The organism is Dyadobacter psychrophilus, from assembly GCF_900167945.1.
Classification (GTDB): Bacteria; Bacteroidota; Bacteroidia; order Cytophagales; family Spirosomataceae; genus Dyadobacter; species Dyadobacter psychrophilus.
Genome location: NZ_FUZA01000003.1, coordinates 103,197 through 119,992, shown reverse-complemented (window position 1 = coordinate 119,992; position 16,796 = coordinate 103,197). Strand labels below are relative to the sequence as shown.

The 16,796-nt window shown below is 45.4% G+C and carries 15 protein-coding genes; 12 read left to right on the top strand and 3 right to left on the bottom strand.

What is annotated here, in order from left to right; genetic code table 11:
* Positions 1-17: 17 nt before the first annotated feature.
* Positions 18-1,649: an adenine deaminase gene (gene ade / locus B5X68_RS14340; RefSeq protein ID WP_082215450.1), complete on the bottom strand. Its 1,632-nt coding sequence runs from the start codon at positions 1,647-1,649 to the stop codon at positions 18-20.
* Complete coding sequence (locus B5X68_RS14335) at positions 1,646-2,548, bottom strand: AraC family transcriptional regulator (protein ID WP_082215449.1); 903 nt, start codon at positions 2,546-2,548, stop codon at positions 1,646-1,648. Before B5X68_RS14335 ends, ade begins: the two co-directional genes overlap by 4 nt.
* Before the next feature lie 157 nt (positions 2,549-2,705).
* Here B5X68_RS14335 and B5X68_RS14330 point away from each other — a divergent pair, with 157 nt between their 5' ends.
* The 7 genes from B5X68_RS14330 to B5X68_RS14300 all read left to right on the top strand — a co-directional run bounded on the left by B5X68_RS14330 (position 2,706) and on the right by B5X68_RS14300 (position 8,915).
* The gene (locus B5X68_RS14330; RefSeq protein WP_082215448.1) at positions 2,706-4,358 is read left to right on the top strand and encodes a UxaA family hydrolase; all 1,653 of its coding nucleotides are present in this window, start codon (positions 2,706-2,708) and stop codon (positions 4,356-4,358) included.
* A 107-nt stretch (positions 4,359-4,465) separates the two neighbouring features.
* The gene (locus B5X68_RS14325) at positions 4,466-5,239 is read left to right on the top strand and encodes an SDR family NAD(P)-dependent oxidoreductase (RefSeq protein ID WP_082215746.1); all 774 of its coding nucleotides are present in this window, start codon (positions 4,466-4,468) and stop codon (positions 5,237-5,239) included.
* 44 nt (positions 5,240-5,283) lie between these two features.
* Positions 5,284-6,147 (top strand): fumarylacetoacetate hydrolase family protein, encoded by an 864-nt coding sequence (locus B5X68_RS14320; protein WP_082215447.1) that lies wholly within the window; start codon positions 5,284-5,286, stop codon positions 6,145-6,147.
* 1 nt (position 6,148) lies between these two features.
* A complete protein-coding gene (locus B5X68_RS14315; protein WP_082215446.1) occupies positions 6,149-6,979 on the top strand; it encodes an amidohydrolase family protein in 831 nt (276 codons plus the stop codon).
* A gap of 8 nt (positions 6,980-6,987) precedes the next feature.
* Positions 6,988-7,323, top strand: a complete 336-nt coding sequence (locus B5X68_RS14310; protein ID WP_082215445.1) for an L-rhamnose mutarotase — start codon at positions 6,988-6,990, stop codon at positions 7,321-7,323.
* Between the two features lie 34 nt (positions 7,324-7,357).
* Complete coding sequence (locus B5X68_RS14305) at positions 7,358-8,140, top strand: endonuclease/exonuclease/phosphatase family protein (protein WP_229208420.1); 783 nt, start codon at positions 7,358-7,360, stop codon at positions 8,138-8,140.
* Position 8,141: 1 nt separating this feature from the next.
* Positions 8,142-8,915 (top strand): (Fe-S)-binding protein, encoded by a 774-nt coding sequence (locus B5X68_RS14300; protein ID WP_082215444.1) that lies wholly within the window; start codon positions 8,142-8,144, stop codon positions 8,913-8,915.
* 93 nt (positions 8,916-9,008) lie between these two features.
* Here the strand turns inward: B5X68_RS14300 and B5X68_RS14295 are convergent, their stop codons facing one another.
* Positions 9,009-9,401, bottom strand: coding sequence for a T9SS type A sorting domain-containing protein (locus B5X68_RS14295; RefSeq protein WP_082215443.1), 393 nt, complete (start codon positions 9,399-9,401; stop codon positions 9,009-9,011).
* A gap of 242 nt (positions 9,402-9,643) precedes the next feature.
* On the opposite strand from B5X68_RS14295, the gene B5X68_RS14290 reads away from it, so the two are divergent.
* The 5 genes from B5X68_RS14290 (at position 9,644) to B5X68_RS14270 (ending at position 16,722) form a co-directional block, all read left to right on the top strand.
* On the top strand, positions 9,644-11,020 hold the full coding sequence (locus B5X68_RS14290; RefSeq protein WP_082215442.1) for a lactate utilization protein B: 1,377 nt from the start codon (positions 9,644-9,646) through the stop codon (positions 11,018-11,020).
* Between the two features lie 4 nt (positions 11,021-11,024).
* Positions 11,025-11,612, top strand: coding sequence for a LutC/YkgG family protein (locus tag B5X68_RS14285; RefSeq protein WP_082215441.1), 588 nt, complete (start codon positions 11,025-11,027; stop codon positions 11,610-11,612).
* Positions 11,613-11,710: 98 nt separating this feature from the next.
* On the top strand, positions 11,711-12,418 hold the full coding sequence (gene cmk, locus B5X68_RS14280; protein WP_082215440.1) for a (d)CMP kinase: 708 nt from the start codon (positions 11,711-11,713) through the stop codon (positions 12,416-12,418).
* Position 12,419: 1 nt separating this feature from the next.
* Positions 12,420-13,490, top strand: a complete 1,071-nt coding sequence (locus tag B5X68_RS14275; protein ID WP_082215439.1) for an NAD(P)/FAD-dependent oxidoreductase — start codon at positions 12,420-12,422, stop codon at positions 13,488-13,490.
* 16 nt (positions 13,491-13,506) lie between these two features.
* Positions 13,507-16,722, top strand: coding sequence for a hypothetical protein (locus B5X68_RS14270; protein WP_082215438.1), 3,216 nt, complete (start codon positions 13,507-13,509; stop codon positions 16,720-16,722).
* Positions 16,723-16,796 lie beyond the last annotated feature (74 nt).

Below are 16,796 nucleotides of genomic sequence, written 5' to 3'. Positions count from 1 at the left end.
GTTAAATATGTTACCATTTAAAGACTTAATGGAATAAAATTGAAATTTTCTCCGTCAAAAAGTCCTTTATCGCTCAATTTCAAGGATGGGATCACCAGCAATGCCATGAATGATAAGGTCATAAACGGCGACTGAAGCGTGGATTGCAACTCTTCCTTCACAAAGTTGTCGAGCAGTGTGTAAGTTGCAGCAACTTCATAACCATCTGCATCCGTCATTATGCCTGCAATCGGAAGCGGGATCAAATGCTTTTTTTTATTTCCGACTGCTGAAATTCCGCCTTTCGCTTCAATGATCATATTCACGGCCATCGCTATACTTTCATCATCACAACCAACACTTATAATGTTATGGGAATCGTGCCCAACCGACGAGGCAATTGCTCCCTGCTTCAACCCGAAATTCTTAATAAAAGCAACTGCCGGCGGTGCATTTTCGTAACGGTTGATCACGGTTATTTTTAGTACATCATCATCAGGATCAGTCAAAATTACGTCACCATGCCGCTCTGCGTCCGTAATGATTTCATTGGTAATCAGTTGACCTTCCAAAGCTTCGATTACCCTTACTTTCGAGTGCTCTTTTTTTTCATTTTTACAAACAAAATCCGAGGCTGTTTTCGGCTTGCACACAAACTGATTGGGATGTGCGCTGCGCAAGTCAGGGATCAGAGAAACAGCATTTTTGGCTACCAAACTCCCATTAATCCAGGTTTCCAGCACATTTAACGCGTTCAGATTATCGACAATGATGAAGTCTGCGGGATCATTTTTTCGAAGCAGGCCGACGGGCAAGCTATAATGCAAAACGGGGTTAACACAGGCTGCCAGCAGAATGTCCCAAATGTCATAGTTCAATGCTAATGCTCTTTTTACCAGTGCATTAATATGTCCCAGCACCAGGCTATCGGGATGCTTGTCATCGGAACAAAACATGATCTTTTCCGGAAATTCCGCAATGAGTGGGATCAGGGCGTCAAAATTCCTTGCAGCACTTCCTTCGCGGATAAGAATCTTAACTCCATAGCCGATTTTTTCCTTGGCCTCATCATATGTAAAGCATTCATGATCAGTAGAAATGCCGTGGGAAGCGTATTTTTTGGCAGCTTCACCGCGCAAGCCAGGCGCGTGGCCATCGATCACCTTATTATAATGTTTAGCCCAAGTGATTTTTGCCATCATATCCGGGTCTTCACTGATCACACCCGGGAAATTCATGACCTCAGCCAAATAGCCGATATCATCACTCGCCAGCAACTGTCCCACCTGATCCGCATCAATGATAGCTCCTGCCGTTTCAAAAATGGTTGCCGGAACGCAGGAAGGGGCACCGAAACAGAATTTGAACGGCACGCGTTTGCCATCATTGATCATGAATTCCACGCCTTCCATTCCCAGCACATTGCCGATTTCGTGGGGATCCGAAACCGTAGAAACTGTTCCGTGCACAACCGCGAGCCGCGCAAATTGTGCAGGCGTTAACATGGAACTCTCTATATGTACGTGCGCGTCAGTGAAACCGGGCAAGGCGTAGGGCAACGCTGGATTTTCAGGACCGGTAATGTTGATATCCTTGATAAATCCATCTGTAATGTGGAGCTGCGCTTCGGAAATGGTTTTTTCGAAAATGTTGACAATGTTGATTTTCATAGGGTAACTTCCAGATTTGGCAGGTGGACGGCGATTTTGCGGAATTCCTTTTGATAACCCAAAGGACTCTTGCCGGTGTGGATTTTGAAATATTTATTGAAATTGGCGAAGTTGTTAAATCCGCTTTCATAACAGATCTGCGCAACGGGCAACTTGGTTTCAGACAGCAGTTTACAAGCATGCCCAATCCTTAATTCGAGTAAAAACTGGGAATAAGTTTTCCGGCTCCGGCTTTTGAAATAGCGGCAAAATGAATGCGGGCTAATGTTGGCTATTTCCGAAATCTCCTCGATGGAAATCTTCTTCTGAAAATTGCTGATCGAATACTGATAGATCTGATTGATGCGATCCGTGTCAAATTGGTCATATTCCTCCTGATAATGTGTGTGCGACAAAGTTTTCATTTCTGCACAATGTGCCAGGTTTTCAAGGATTTGTAAAAGGGAAATCACAGCATTTCCGCTTTTTTGGTCCAGCAATTCCTGCAAAAGCTTTTTTACATTTTCAGTCCCTTCTCCCAATAGTTTCATCCCAAACCTTGCTTTGAGCAGTAATTCGCGAATGGCCTTGTTTTCAGGAAGGTCGAGAAATGCGTTGCCAAAAAGGTCCAGGGAAAAGTGAACAACCGTCGCCTGTGCATACAACTGACTTTCGCGCTGGAAATATTTTTCATCGCAGCGCCAGTAATGGGGCAGGTTAGGGCCTATTAAAAGGAGGTCGCCGCTTTGAAAATTTTGAATGTTGTCGCCCACGAACTGCGTGCCGGAACCTTGCTCAATGTGGATAAGCTCTATTTCGGGATGATAATGCCAGCGGTTATAAAAGTAAAGGACAACATCGCGCCGGATACTGAACGATTTTTGCAGGCCTTTGGGGACTTTCAGTAATTGCGGTTTCACAAATAATTACAAAAAGAATCTATTAAGAGGAAATATATGCCAATATAGTTGAAAATTTTGCTACTATTACGATGCATTGTATTGAAATATTTCAGTTCATTTGTTGATAAATTCTATTTAAGCTACCCTGAGATTTTAAACCAATTTAGAGCAGACTATGGCGTCACAGCTTTTAAAAATACATCCTTCTGATAATGTGATCGTTGCGTTGCGCGATCTGCCCGTAAATGCCGACGTGGCGTGGGCGGGCAGTCATTATTCGCTGCCTTACGGCGTTTCGGCCAAGCATAAGTTTGTAACAGAGGACATTGAAACCGGTGGCGCTATCATTATGTATGGCGTGTTGGTCGGTCGGGCATCGCAGCCTATCAAGAAGGGCGAGCCGATCACGACATTTAATCTTAAACACGATTCGCAGGATTACAGCACGGCCAACCGCCAGCCGTATTCTTACGTTCAGCCGGATGTAAGCAAGTGGGAGGGCCGGACTTTCAGAGGATATCACCGGGAGGATGGCCGCGTAGGCACATATAATTACTGGCTTGTAGTGCCATTGGTTTTTTGCGAAAACCGCAATGTGCTGATTATGAAAGATGCGTTCGAGCGCGAGCTTGGATATGCGCAGACAGATATTTACAGAGAGCATGTCAGGGATTTCCTGCATTTATATCAAAACGGCGATTTGCGCACTATCAAAAGCATGGAAGCGTTCACCGAGCGTGAGCCGGTCAGAAAAAAACAGGAACGGCCGTTCAAGAATGTAGATGGTGTTAAATTTCTGACGCATGAAGGCGGCTGTGGCGGAACACGAGCAGATGCCAACACGCTTTGTGCGCTGTTTGCTGCATATGCCGTGCATCCTAATGTGGCCGGCATCACGGTTTTGAGCCTGGGTTGCCAGAATTCGGAACTGAAAACATTGGAAGACGAGATCAAAAAACGCGATCCGAATTTCAACAAACCATTCTTCGCATTCGAGCATCAGAAAGGGACAGAATATTCCTTAATGTCGGGCGCCATAAAAGAAACATTTATGGGTGTTGCCAAAATCAATGAGTTCGAAAGAAGCGATGCGCCTTTGTCTAAACTTTCCGTGGGACTTAAATGCGGCGGCTCAGATGGATTTTCTGGGATATCGGCGAATCCGGTGCTCGGCCACTTATCTGATATTGTTGTTGGGTTAGGCGGGCAAACATTGTTAGCAGAATTTCCCGAACTGAACGGGGTTGAGCAAGAGCTTCTTAACCGTTGCGTTACGGAAGAAAAGGCTGCAAAATTTGAGAAATTAATGCGGGATTATGCGGGTAAGGCAGAGGCTGTGGGTTCGGCTTTCGCATTTAACCCTTCGCCAGGTAATATAAAAGACGGGTTGATCACGGACGCGATCAAATCCGCAGGAGCAGCGCGCAAAGGCGGTAACGCATACATTTCGGACGTGCTTAACTACACCGAAAGAGCCACGGAATCAGGGCTGCAACTCGTTTGTACGCCTGGTAATGATGTGGAAGCAACGACCGGCCAAACAGCCGCAGGCGCCAACATTATCCTTTTCACAACCGGACTGGGAACGCCAACTGGAAACCCGATCTGTCCGGTTGCCAAGGTGGCGACAAACACAACATTAGCCAACCGCATGCCAGACGTGATCGATTTCGATTGCGGGCCAGTAGTTGACGGCACCCAAAGCTTAGAACAAAATGCAGAAGCATTGCTGGAATATGTCATCCGCGTCGCTAGCGGCGAATTGACCAAAGCACAGCAATTGGGGCAGGATGATTTCATTCCCTGGAAGAGAGGAGTTTCATTATGATTTTAATTTTTCTTAATTGCCGGGGGCTTAAGCCCCTCGGCAATTAATTGAATCTGAGTAAAGGCCAGATAATCGGCTCTTTTGTTTCAATAACAATAAAAAAATTCATGTTTGATTTAAGTGGGAAAACAGCATTGGTAACAGGAGGGGCAAGCGGAATTGGCCTTGCTATCTCTCAAACCTTCGCGAAACAGGGCGCATTTGTCCATATTCTTGAACTCAATTCAGAGTTAGCTAATCATGTTGTAAACCAGATCGTTGCGGACGGCGGACAAGCAGAAGCGCATGTCGTCGATATCTCAAAACAAGCCGATGTGGTGAATGTCATCAATGCCATTGCAGCTAACCATACCATTAATATTCTGGTCAATAATGCCGGCATTGCCCACATTGGAAAGGCTGATAATACATCTGAAATTGATTTTGACAGGGTCATTAACGTCAATGTAAAAGGCGTTTATAATTGCCTGATGGCAGCCATTCCGCATTTGAAAAACAATGGCGGCGGCGTGATTTTGAACATGGCGTCTATTGCGGCCACTGTCGGGATTCCGGACCGTTTTGCTTATTCCACGGCCAAAGGCGCGGTCTATTCTATGACATTATCCGTAGCCCGCGATTACCTGGGAGACGGCATTCGTTGCAACAGCATTTCCCCTGCACGTGTGCATACGCCGTTTGTGGACGGGTTTATATCAAAAAATTATCCGGGAAAAGAAGAGGAAATGTTTGAAAAACTTTCCAAAACTCAGCCCATCGGCAGAATGGCCAAGCCGGAAGAAATCGGTGCATTGGCATTATATCTCTGCTCAGACGAGGCAGGGTTTATCACAGGCTGCGATTATCTGATCGACGGCGGATTTGAAAAATTAAATAACTAAACCAAAAAAGCAGATGGCGGGATGCCGGAAGCTGACATTTCAATATGAAACTTTTTCGATTTGGTGCTTTTGAGCAGGAGAAACCGGGTGTAGAACTTCCCGACGGTAAAAAACTGGATGTGTCTGCATTTGGTGAAGATTTCAACGAGAAATTTTTTGCGACAAATGGCCTGAACCGCCTTTCCGAATGGCTGATTACCAATGCTGCTACCAGCCCTGAGGTGGCGGAAGGTTTCAGATACGGTTCCTGCGTAGCGCGTCCTTCCAAGATCATATGCATTGGAATGAACTATGCCAAACATGCTTACGAGTCCGGAGCGACGGAATTGCCGAAGGAGCCGATCATATTTTTTAAAGCAACTTCTGCGCTTTGCGGGCCAAATGATCAGGTAATTATTCCAAGAAATTCACAAAAAACAGACTGGGAAGTCGAGTTGGCCGTGATCATTGGAAAAAAAGCAAGCTACATCGAAGAAGCGGACGCATTGAGTTATGTGGCGGGCTATGCAATTCACAATGATTATTCCGAACGGGAGTATCAGTTAGAGCGTGGCGGACAATGGGTTAAGGGAAAAAGCAATGACACTTTTGCGCCTTTGGGGCCATATTTGGTTACAGCCGACGAAGTTGGAAATGCCAATGACCTGAACCTTTGGTTAACATTGAACGGAAAGAAGATCCAGGATAGCAACACGTCTGACATGATCTTCCAGATCCCATTTTTGATCAGTTACCTAAGCCAGTTCATGACATTGCTTCCGGGAGATATGATCACAACCGGAACGCCGGCAGGAGTAGGTTTGGGCATGAAACCTCAAATGTATCTCAAAGCAGGAGATGTGGTTGAACTGGGCATTGAAAAACTGGGCGCACAAAAACAGGAAGCTATTGCCTGGAAACCACTTTGATATGGTAATCGATTCTCATCAGCATTTTTGGATATTCGATCAGGAGCGTGATTCGTGGATCATGCCCGAAATGCAGGTTATCCGGAAAAACTTTTTGCCTGAGGACTTGAAACCAGTTTTAAAAGAGAACCGTGTTGATGGTTGTGTGGCCGTTCAAGCTTCGCAATCCAGGTCGGAGACGGATTTCCTGTTGCAGCTTGCCGAGGCCAATGATTTTGTAAAAGGTGTTGTTGGCTGGGTTGATCTGCAAGCGTCAGACCTGTACGACCAACTTGAAAAATACTCGCAGTTTGAGAAACTGAGGGGGTTCAGGCATGTTGTGCAGGGCGAAGCGGAAGGATTTATGCTGCAACCTGCATTCATCAAAGGCGTTGGTCAGCTGGTTGCATTTAACTTTACATATGATATTCTGATTCGTCAGGATCAATTAAAAGAAGCGTTCAATTTTGCTGTAAAGCTGCCAAATGTACATTTCGTCCTTGATCACATTGCCAAGCCGTTGATAAAGAATGGTGAAATGCAACCCTGGGCAACGGATATCCGAAACCTCGCAGAGCTTTCCAATGTAAGCTGCAAAGTTTCCGGAATGGTAACTGAAGGCGATTGGAAAAACTGGGAAAAGGCAGATTTCAGGCCCTATCTCGATGTGGTTTTCGAAGCATTCGGAACAGACCGGCTTTTATACGGTTCTGATTGGCCTGTTTGCCTGGTTGCAGCTGAGTATGAAGGTGCTAAGGGCATATTAACGGATTATCTCAGCATGTTTTCCGATTCGGAATTGCAAAAGGTGATGGGTAAAAATGCGGTGGAATTTTACAGTCTTGATATATAATTGACAAAATGAAAAAATACTGTCTAGCGGTGGATCTGGTGAACGATCCGGTTATGATTGCTGAGTACGAGCAATATCACAAAAAAGCCAGACCGGAAATTGAAAAGAGCATTCTGGATGCGGGAATCACCCAAATGGAGATCTACCGCATCGGCGAACGGCTTTTTATGATCATGGAGACAGAAGACGATTTTAGTTTTGAGAATAAAGCCCAGATGGACGCGGCAAATGCGCAGGTCCAGGAATGGGAACAACTCATGTGGAAATATCAAAAGGCCCTGCCATCCGCCAAACCAGGCGAAAAATGGGTGTTAATGGATAAAATATTTGCCCTCAAAGAATAATGAAAAGATCTGTGACTTAGCGTTCTAAAAAGGTTTGAGTAAATTAATTTATCTATTACTAATTGCCAGTTTGTCTTGTACATTGCTTTCTTCCCGGCCACGTAAAGCGGTGGAGATCAAAGTGATGAGTTTCAACATCCGCCACGGGCTGAACCGGGCTGAGGAGTCTAACCTGAGAGACATACTGAGGATCATTAACGAGCATAAGCCTGACCTCATCGCATTGCAAGCGGTTGATAGTCTGGTCGGTGACGGAAAAGTGCAATTCCAGCTCCGGCAAATTGCCGTGCAAACCGGGATGCATTATGTGTACGGAGAAGCGGACAGATCTGCAAATGGCTCGCAGGGTGTGGGCATCTTATCAACCTGGGAATTTGAAAAAACGCAGATCATCAACCTCCCGAAAACGGAAGGGGCAGATCCGAAAGTGCTGTTGTGCGGGTTAGTAAAGCCTGCCAGAGGGCTCACTTTCCGGTTTTGTAATGCAAGGTTGGAATATGCTTCGGTGATGGACAGGGCTTTGCAGGCAGCTTACATTAACCAAATGCTCGTAAACAGCATTCAGCCGGTGTTACTGGGCATGGATATGGGCGCAAGGCCGAATGAGCAGCCCTACTTTTCATTCCGGAAAAACTGGCAGGACGCCGCCCAGGGATCGCATCTCGAAACCTGGAACGAAGGACTGCCCGGAGACCGGCTCGACTATATTTTCGCTTTGCTGAATAATAAAGTAAGGATCAGGAATTATAAGGTAATCAGAAATTACCCGCAGGTTTCGGACCACTACCCAATACTTGCCACCATTGAATTTTGGTAAAATGAATTACTCGGATTTGAAAATCGGATTGTTTATTCCCTGTTATGTCGACCAGTTTTATCCACAGGTAGGCATAGCAACCCTCGAACTGCTCGAAAAGCTGGGTTGTACCGTAACATTTCCGCTGAGCCAGACCTGCTGCGGTCAACCGATGGCCAACTCAGGCTTTGAACACTTAACAAAGGATTGCGACCGTCTGTTTTTCAATCAATTCGCTGATTGTGATTATGTTGTATCGCCGTCGGGAAGTTGTGTTCTGCACATTAAGGATCATTTGAAAGTGGAGGAAAAGCCCGATGAGTCCAAAGTATTGCGCAAAAAAGTTTACGAGCTGGTGGAATTCATCGTCGATGTTTTGAAAGTTGATTTCATTGAAGCCGAGTTTCCGCATCGTGTAGGATTGCACCAGGGATGCCATGGACAGCGCGGGTTGCATCTATCGCAAATGTCGGAGCTGAATGCGGCACCATTTTCGAAACCTGTTTCGCTGTTGAAAAATGTCAAAGGATTGGAATTGGTTAACCTGGACAGGGCAGATGAATGCTGCGGGTTCGGCGGGACTTTTTGTGTGAGCGAAGAAGCAGTTTCTGTAAAAATGGGTAAGGACCGCGTTTCGGACCACATTCGTCATCATGCAGAATACATTACCGGATCTGATATGAGCTGCCTTTTACATTTGGAAGGCATTTTGAAACGGAGCAAAAGCAATGTTCAGGTGAAGCACATTGCAGAGATTTTGAACAGTGCTATAAAACAAATACCGGTCCCCGCATAGGAACCGGCATTTTACAAAGTTTGGGAGGCAAGCCGCATGTAGTTTTACTACGGCCTGACCTTGGAGGGTCGAAATCTGAGAAGCGCTTTGTTGTTAGTTGATAGAAGAAACAACGCGGCTGGTTGTAGTCAGAATATCAAATGATTGAGTAGCCTTCTCTTTACCGTCCGTGATTTCGAATGTGTAAGTACCATCCATCAAGGTCGATAAATCAAAATATTTCAAATAGCTGTTATCAACGCGTTTGCTTTCTGAGAAAAGAACATTTTTATCAGTATCCAAAATACGAACGGCTACGTTTTTTGAAGTTGGATTATTATATGAAACGCGGAATTGCATTGGTTTGATCTGAAGAACAGTCAGTTTGTTAGAAACCGTTTCCGTTTTTTCAGTTGCGATGTTGGTTTGTGCATTAACTGTCAATGCTGAACCTGATAAAAGCAAGCCAGTCAAGGCTGCGATAAGAAGCGTGTTTTTCGTTTTCATAAGAGTGAAAATTTAATTGTGTCTAAAAAAAGTTAAACTAAACTTGTTTCAGACTCCGATGCCCTGATCGAATAACTTTGTGATTCAAAAGTATAAGATATTGCAATACAATAAAATAGCTTTTTTGCGATAAGTAAAAAGTTGTTTATTAAACAAATAGCAAACTTTGAATAGTACAACGAATGTGAAAAGTACAATTCTTATTCTTTATAAAATACTATTATCAAATTGTTAAGGAAACTATGTCTAAGACAATTATTGAGCATTCTGTGGCTTCCGAAACCTTCAACAAGGACGAGCCTTATGTTGACTGGCATGACGAAACGCTCTGGTTTGTCCGTCAGAAGAGAGATAAATCTTCGAAATTGTTGCCGGAATGGGAGCAATTGAGAGAAGTGGCGTCGGGCATTAAGAACTATGTGCTGTCTCATATGGACGAGCTGCTCATTGCTTTTGAACAAAAGGCAAAGGAAAACGGTGTCCACGTTCACTGGGCAGCCGACGCAGCAGAGCACAACGAGATTGTGCTCAATCTTTTAAAGCAGAATAATATTGACAAGATGGTCAAAAGCAAATCCATGCTGACCGAGGAATGTCATATGAACGAATTTTTGTCTAAAAACGGAATCGAAGTGATCGATACGGATTTGGGCGAACGGATCGTGCAGCTAAGGAATGAGCCGCCGAGCCACATTGTGCTTCCGGCGATCCACCTGAAAAAGAAAGACATCGGTGATCTTTTCCACGAACATTTAGGAACAGAAGCCGGTGCAACCGATCCGCAATATTTAACAGAAGCCGCAAGGCAACATTTGCGGGACAAATTCCTGACCAGAAGGGCAGCATTAACAGGCGTAAACTTCGCAATTGCTGAAACCGGAGGATTTGTGGTTTCTACCAATGAAGGAAACGCAGATATGGGGGCGCACCTGGCCGACATTCACATTGCCTGCATGGGTTTTGAAAAAATAATCCCAACGCAAAAGGACCTGGCCGTTTTCCTGAGATTATTAGCCAGAAGCGCAACAGGCCAGCCAATTACAACTTACAGCAGCCATTTTAAGAAGCCCCGTGACGGGCAGGAAATGCACATTATCATTGTCGACAATGGACGCACGACCCAGCTTGGACGCGCCGATTTCAGAAATTCATTGAAATGCATTCGGTGCGGCGCTTGCATGAACACCTGTCCTGTTTACCGAAGAAGTGGCGGGCACAGTTACCATAATGCAGTTGCAGGGCCAATTGGGTCTATTCTGGCCCCGAATTTGGACATGACTAAAAATGCTGATCTGCCCTTTGCAAGCACATTATGCGGCAGTTGTTCCAATGTTTGCCCTGTTAAAATCGACATTCATGATCAGCTTTATAAGTGGCGCCAGGTTCTGGTAAAAGGCGGTCATGTGCCGCAGACGAAGGAATTGGGCATAAAAGCAATGTCGGTGGTGCTGTCGCAGCCAAGGTTTTATCAATGGTCGGGCCGGTTAGGTCGGTCGCTGATGCGGACAGTTCCTTTTATGGTTAATAATGGGATGAATCCCTGGTTTAAGCAGCGGGAAATGCCCGAGCCGCCCAAAGAAAGTTTCCGCGACTGGTATATCCGTAATCGAAAAGAATAGCACAATGACTTCGAGGGAAAGAATATTACAGCAAATAAAATTGAATAAGCCCGCCGAAACGCAGCTTCCGGAAGTCAAGCGTTTCGATAGTTTATATGAAAATACAGAGGATAAATTCATTGAAACGCTAACCGCAATCTACACGGAAGTGATCGTGGTGAAAGATTACGCGGAACTGGCACAAAAGGCAGGCGAGCTGTACGCCTCCGTGGTTAACCGGGCGACAACGATTCCCGCGCTGGGCAATTGGGCAGATTTCAGTCTTAATAATCCCGATCCTCACGCTTTGGAAATGATTGAGATCGCAATATTACAGGCGGAATTTGGTGTGGCTGAAAATGGCGCAGTCTGGATCTCGGATGCACATTTGCCGCACCGCGCATTGCCTTTTATTACCCAAAACCTCGCATTTGTAATCCCAAGAAAGGCGATCGTGAACAATATGCACGACGCATATGAGCGTTTGGCGGACACGACGGGCTGGGGATGTTTCATTTCGGGCCCGTCGAAAACGGCTGATATTGAACAATCTCTTGTTATCGGAGCGCATGGAGCGCGGAGTTTGGTGATCTTTCTGCTGGAAGAAGCCTGATATGCAGTGGATCATGTTGCAACCAGAGGAAAAAATTGCTTGAAATCGGCTGCCAGCCCATTCTTTCTTCTATTTTTGCAAACACAAGATTTATCCATATGCCCAAAATAATTGTTGCGATTGATGGCTATTCCAGCTGTGGCAAAAGCACGACTGCGAAACTGGTTGCAAAGCAGCTTAATTACCCCTATATCGATACCGGCGCAATGTACCGGGCTGTTACACTGTATTTTATACAAAACCACATTGGCCTGACAAATCCCAAAGAAACGGAACAGGCGCTGAATAATATCCATATTTCATTTCGCAGGCACGCGGAGCTGGGACGTAATGACACGTATCTCAACGGGCTGAATGTGGAAGATGAGATCCGTAAGATGTATGTTTCGGAGAAGGTGAGCGATGTGAGCGCCATTGCAGAAGTGAGGCACGCACTGGTGGCTCAGCAGCAGCGCATGGGCAAGACAAAAGGCATCGTTATGGATGGCCGTGACATTGGGACCGTCGTTTTTCCCCAGGCAGAATTGAAAATATTCATGACCGCCGATCCCCTGATCCGCGCGCAAAGAAGGCAACTTGAATTACTTGAAAAAGGAGAGCTTATCGGGCTTGCAGAGATTGCCGAGAACTTAAAAATGCGTGACTATATCGACACCACCCGTGCAGAAAGTCCGCTACGACAAGCGGCAGACGCTGTTTATATTGATAATTCGCTGATGACACTGGACGAGCAGGTGGAAATGGTGGTGAGGCTGGCTGACGAGCAAATCGGGTTATCCCTGCGCAGAAAAGCCAGCAGAGCTTGATATGGAACAGCACGATTATGACTATCTGATTGTTGGTCAAGGTATTGCGGGCACTTCGCTGGCCATGCATTTATTGGATTTGGGTAAAAAGATCCTGATTGTAAATGATTCAGGAGCGCCTTCTTCTTCACAGGTTGCGGCTGGGATTTTTAATCCGTTAACCGGTAAAAAGCTGGTGAAAACCTGGCTCGCGGATGACCTTTTTCCTTACGCCAAAGGCTTCTACGCTTATTTGGAAGCCATATTTGGTCAACAAATTGTGCATCAGGCACCCATTTACAGGCCATTTCGCTCCATTGCCGAGCAAAACACTTATCTGGCCCAATCCGCTGATCCAAAAATCGCTTCATACATAAAGCAAGACGGCGATCTGGCCGATTTATCTAATTATATCCACGCAGATTTTGGCGGTTTAGAAGTCATTAAATCGGGATGGATCGACCTGCCTGTTTTGTTGGAGCAAAGCAGAAATTACTTCTTAGAGTACGATCTCCTCGTTGATGAGCAGTTCGATGTCAATGCGCTATCTGTTTCTAAGGAAGCGGTTGTCTGGAAAGAAAAGACTTTTGGGAAATTGGTTTTATGTCAGGGATTTAAAGCTTTGGAAAATGGTTTCTTTAACTGGCTTCCGTTTACGCCCGTTAAGGGTCAGATCCTGGAAATTGAAACAGAAGTCGCCTTGCCCAACTACATTGTGAACCAAGGGATTTTTATGTTTCCGGTAAGTGAAAAAGTGAGTCGGGTAGGAGCCACCTATTCCTGGGATCCGCTGGATTGGGAGCCGACAAAAGAAGCAACCGAAGAACTGAAAGAAAAGCTGGATACACTGCTCAAAATTCCGTATCGGATCAGGTCGGAAGTGGCCGGAATCAGACCGTCGGTCAGGGACCGCAGGCCGCTGATTGGCGTGCATCCCGACTACGATAATGTCGCTATTTTCAATGGATTAGGTACGAAAGGTGTGACGCTGGCGCCGTTTTTCGCAAACGAGCTCGCACAACATTTGGAAAACGGGAAAGAATTGAATCCGCTAGTTAATATTCAGCGGTATTTTTCGTTATATTTCCGTTGAAGTCAGCCTTAGCACTATGAGCATAAAATTTATATACAAGTTAACCTTTTCGGTCGGTCTTTTAGCGGTTTTAGGATTATTTACCGAATCAGTAGCGCAGCGCTACCCTTCTCAGGAAACCTTTGGAAAGAACAGGGTTCAGTACAAGACCTTCAACTGGAAGATATTTAAAACCACCAATTTCGAGATCTATCATTACCAGGGCGGAACCGCGCTTGCAAAGCTGACTGCGCAATATGCTGAAAGTGAATTTGATAAGATCACCGATATCCTGGGCTGGACACCTTACAGCCGTGTAAAGATCTTTCTCTACAATTCTCCCGCTGAATTGGAACAAAGCAATATGGGGCTGTCGACATTGGACAACCTGAACGAGCAGAAACTGGATCTTTCCCAGTCACGCGTGGAAGTTGCCTACACGGGCGACCAGATCGGTTTCCGTAAAAAGCTGGTAAAAGATATCAGCCTATTGTTTGTTTACGACATGCTTTACGGCGGAAATATGAAGGAAGCATTGCAAAGTTCATTGCTTCTGACGCTTCCTGAATGGTTCATGTCCGGAACAGCCGCTTACATTGCCGAAGGCTGGTCGCCGGAATTGAATGATTATATGCGTGATTTTTTCAAAAACCGCAATGTGCGCAAACCCACATTAATGACTGGCAATGACGCAACATTGATCGGTCACTCCATTTGGAATTACATTGCAGAGCGCTACGGAAAAGATAAGATCTCAGACATTCTGAACCTCACCCGCATTATCAGGACCGAGCAAACCAGCATTACAAGCACTTTGGGAATCCAGTCTTACAACCGGTTCCTGCGTGATTGGAAAGCATATTATTTGAATCAGAATAAAAACGCGGAGCAGTTTTACACCGATCCCAATCCAACCTGGAAATATAAGCTGAACGAATTCAGCGTTTCCGACGCGAGTGCGGTCATTAAGGTGTCTCCGGATAAAAAATTTACGGCGGTTAGCGAGATCAAGAATGGCCGATACAGGGTTTATTTGTTTGATAGTGAAACAGGAAGCAAGAAAATCGTTCGTCAGGGCAAGCTTGATTTTATTGGTGGAAGGGTAAAAACACAACCGCCGCTTTTAGGCTGGTCAAGAAACAATGTGCTGTCCATCCTGGCTACTGAAAACGACCGCAAGAATTTTTACATGTATGAAAACCTGGGCACGAAAAAGGTCAAGGTTAAGCTGAAACGCAACATTCGTGGCCTGGATCAGATTGTGGATATGGATGTTTCGCATGACGGGACAATGCTTGCAGTGAGTGCCGATAAGGGTGGACAAAATGACCTTTATCTGATCAGCGTAGCGAGGGCTTCTGCATTGCCACTGACCAGTGATCTTTACGATGATCTTTCGCCGCGTTTCGTTCAGGGATCGTCGCGCAGGGTGGTTTTTTCTTCGAACCGTCCGCTGGATTCATTGGGAACGGGAGATAAGGGGAATTACAAATCCATTTCAGGCTCATTTACGATATTCGAGCATGATGGAACGCCTAAGTCTGATAATCTTTTGAAACTCGTTCAGACGGATGGGAAGACCAAGATTTTGCCTGTTTATGCTGATGAAAATGACATTGTTTATCTTTCGAATGCCAAAGGCGTAAGTAATCTGTTCAAATTCAACCGCGCCAGCAGCACCAACTCGCAGCTGACCAACTACATTCAAAACATCAGAAATGCTGATATAACCACCAAATCGGGCGGTGGATTGGCTTACACTTATTTGAATGACGGATATTACACCGCAGCTTTCAAAAACTCATTTGACATTAACGCAACGGTTTCTACACCAACATTGAATAATGGTGAAGCCGCAGCCGGAACAACGACTGCCGGCGCCGCTGTTGGCCAAAAGCCGGATTCAGCCATACAGGCGAAACCAGCTGAAACCCCCAAAATCGCATTGAAAGAAGGTGAAGTGGACACGGACAATTACGAATTTGACGAAGACGTCCTGAAATCATTTGAATCTAAACAACGAAGAGGCACATTCCCTACTCCTTCGAGCGCTTTGACCAGATCGAAAGCAACACGTGAAAACATCGCGATCAAAGGGCCTTACGCATACAAAGGTTTGTTCATTACCAACGACGCAAATTCCGACTGGCGCATTGACCCGATCAGAGGATTCGGATATGCGCAATCTATTTCGATGAATGATTTGTTGGAAAACCACGTCATCAAGGCTGGACTTTTCATTTCATCGAACTTCCGGAACAGCGATCTCTTTGCAGAGTATAACAACAACACATATCGCATTGATTTCGGGTTAAGGATCGATAGAAAGAGTCTTTACATTGATTCAGAAGGGGCGCCACAGAAATATCGCTTTAACCAGCTGATGTTCACGGCCTCCTATCCATTCTCGACTACGAGCCGGTTCTCGCTCTCGCCAATGTTTAGCTCCACACGCATGATCGATGTATATTTGCTGCCAAATCCTGACCTGGCGTCCAGTTATGGAGGTTTGAGAAGCGAATATGTGTTTGATAACACGCGGGTAAATGGCATGAATATGATGGAAGGAACTCGTTTCAAGATCCGTTATGACCTGCAACAAGGTCTTACGAACGGAAACGAAAGTTTCAACCGCATAAGCCTCGATTTTCGTCATTACCAAAAAATCCACCGTGATCTGATCCTGGCGGTCCGTGCTTCGGCGAGTCATTCCGGTGGTAAGGCCCCCAAGCAGAACATTCTGGGTGGAATGGAGAACTGGCTCGGCAATAAAAAAGAAACGCGCACGGGAGATAATCCGCTTGATTTCCAGAAAGACAACCGCGACATATTCTTCGCCGACTTCGCAACCAACTTACGCGGCTTTAAGCTGAACCGTTTGTCGGGAACAAGTTATATGTTGCTGAATGCGGAATTACGAATTCCTTTGGTGAAATATTTATATCGCGGCGCCATCACTTCGAGCTTCCTGCGCAACTTCCAGATCGTTGGTTTTGGCGATATTGGAACTGCCTGGACAGGTAAAGGGCCATTCAGCGAAAACAACAGTTTGAATACACAAATTATTGGAACCGAGGACGATCCGTTCCGGGCAACGGTCACCAACTTCAAAAATCCTTACTTAATGGGCTATGGAGTAGGTGCTAGGACCACTTTGTTTGGCTTCTATGCCAAATTTGATTACGCCTGGGGTGTGGACAATGGTTACACAAACAAAGCCGTTCCTTACGTAACATTGGGTTATGATTTTTAAGTAGAAGATCAGTATAAATTAAAAATTTCTGGTTCTTAATGGTGGCAAGGGATAACCTCTCTTGCCATTTTTAG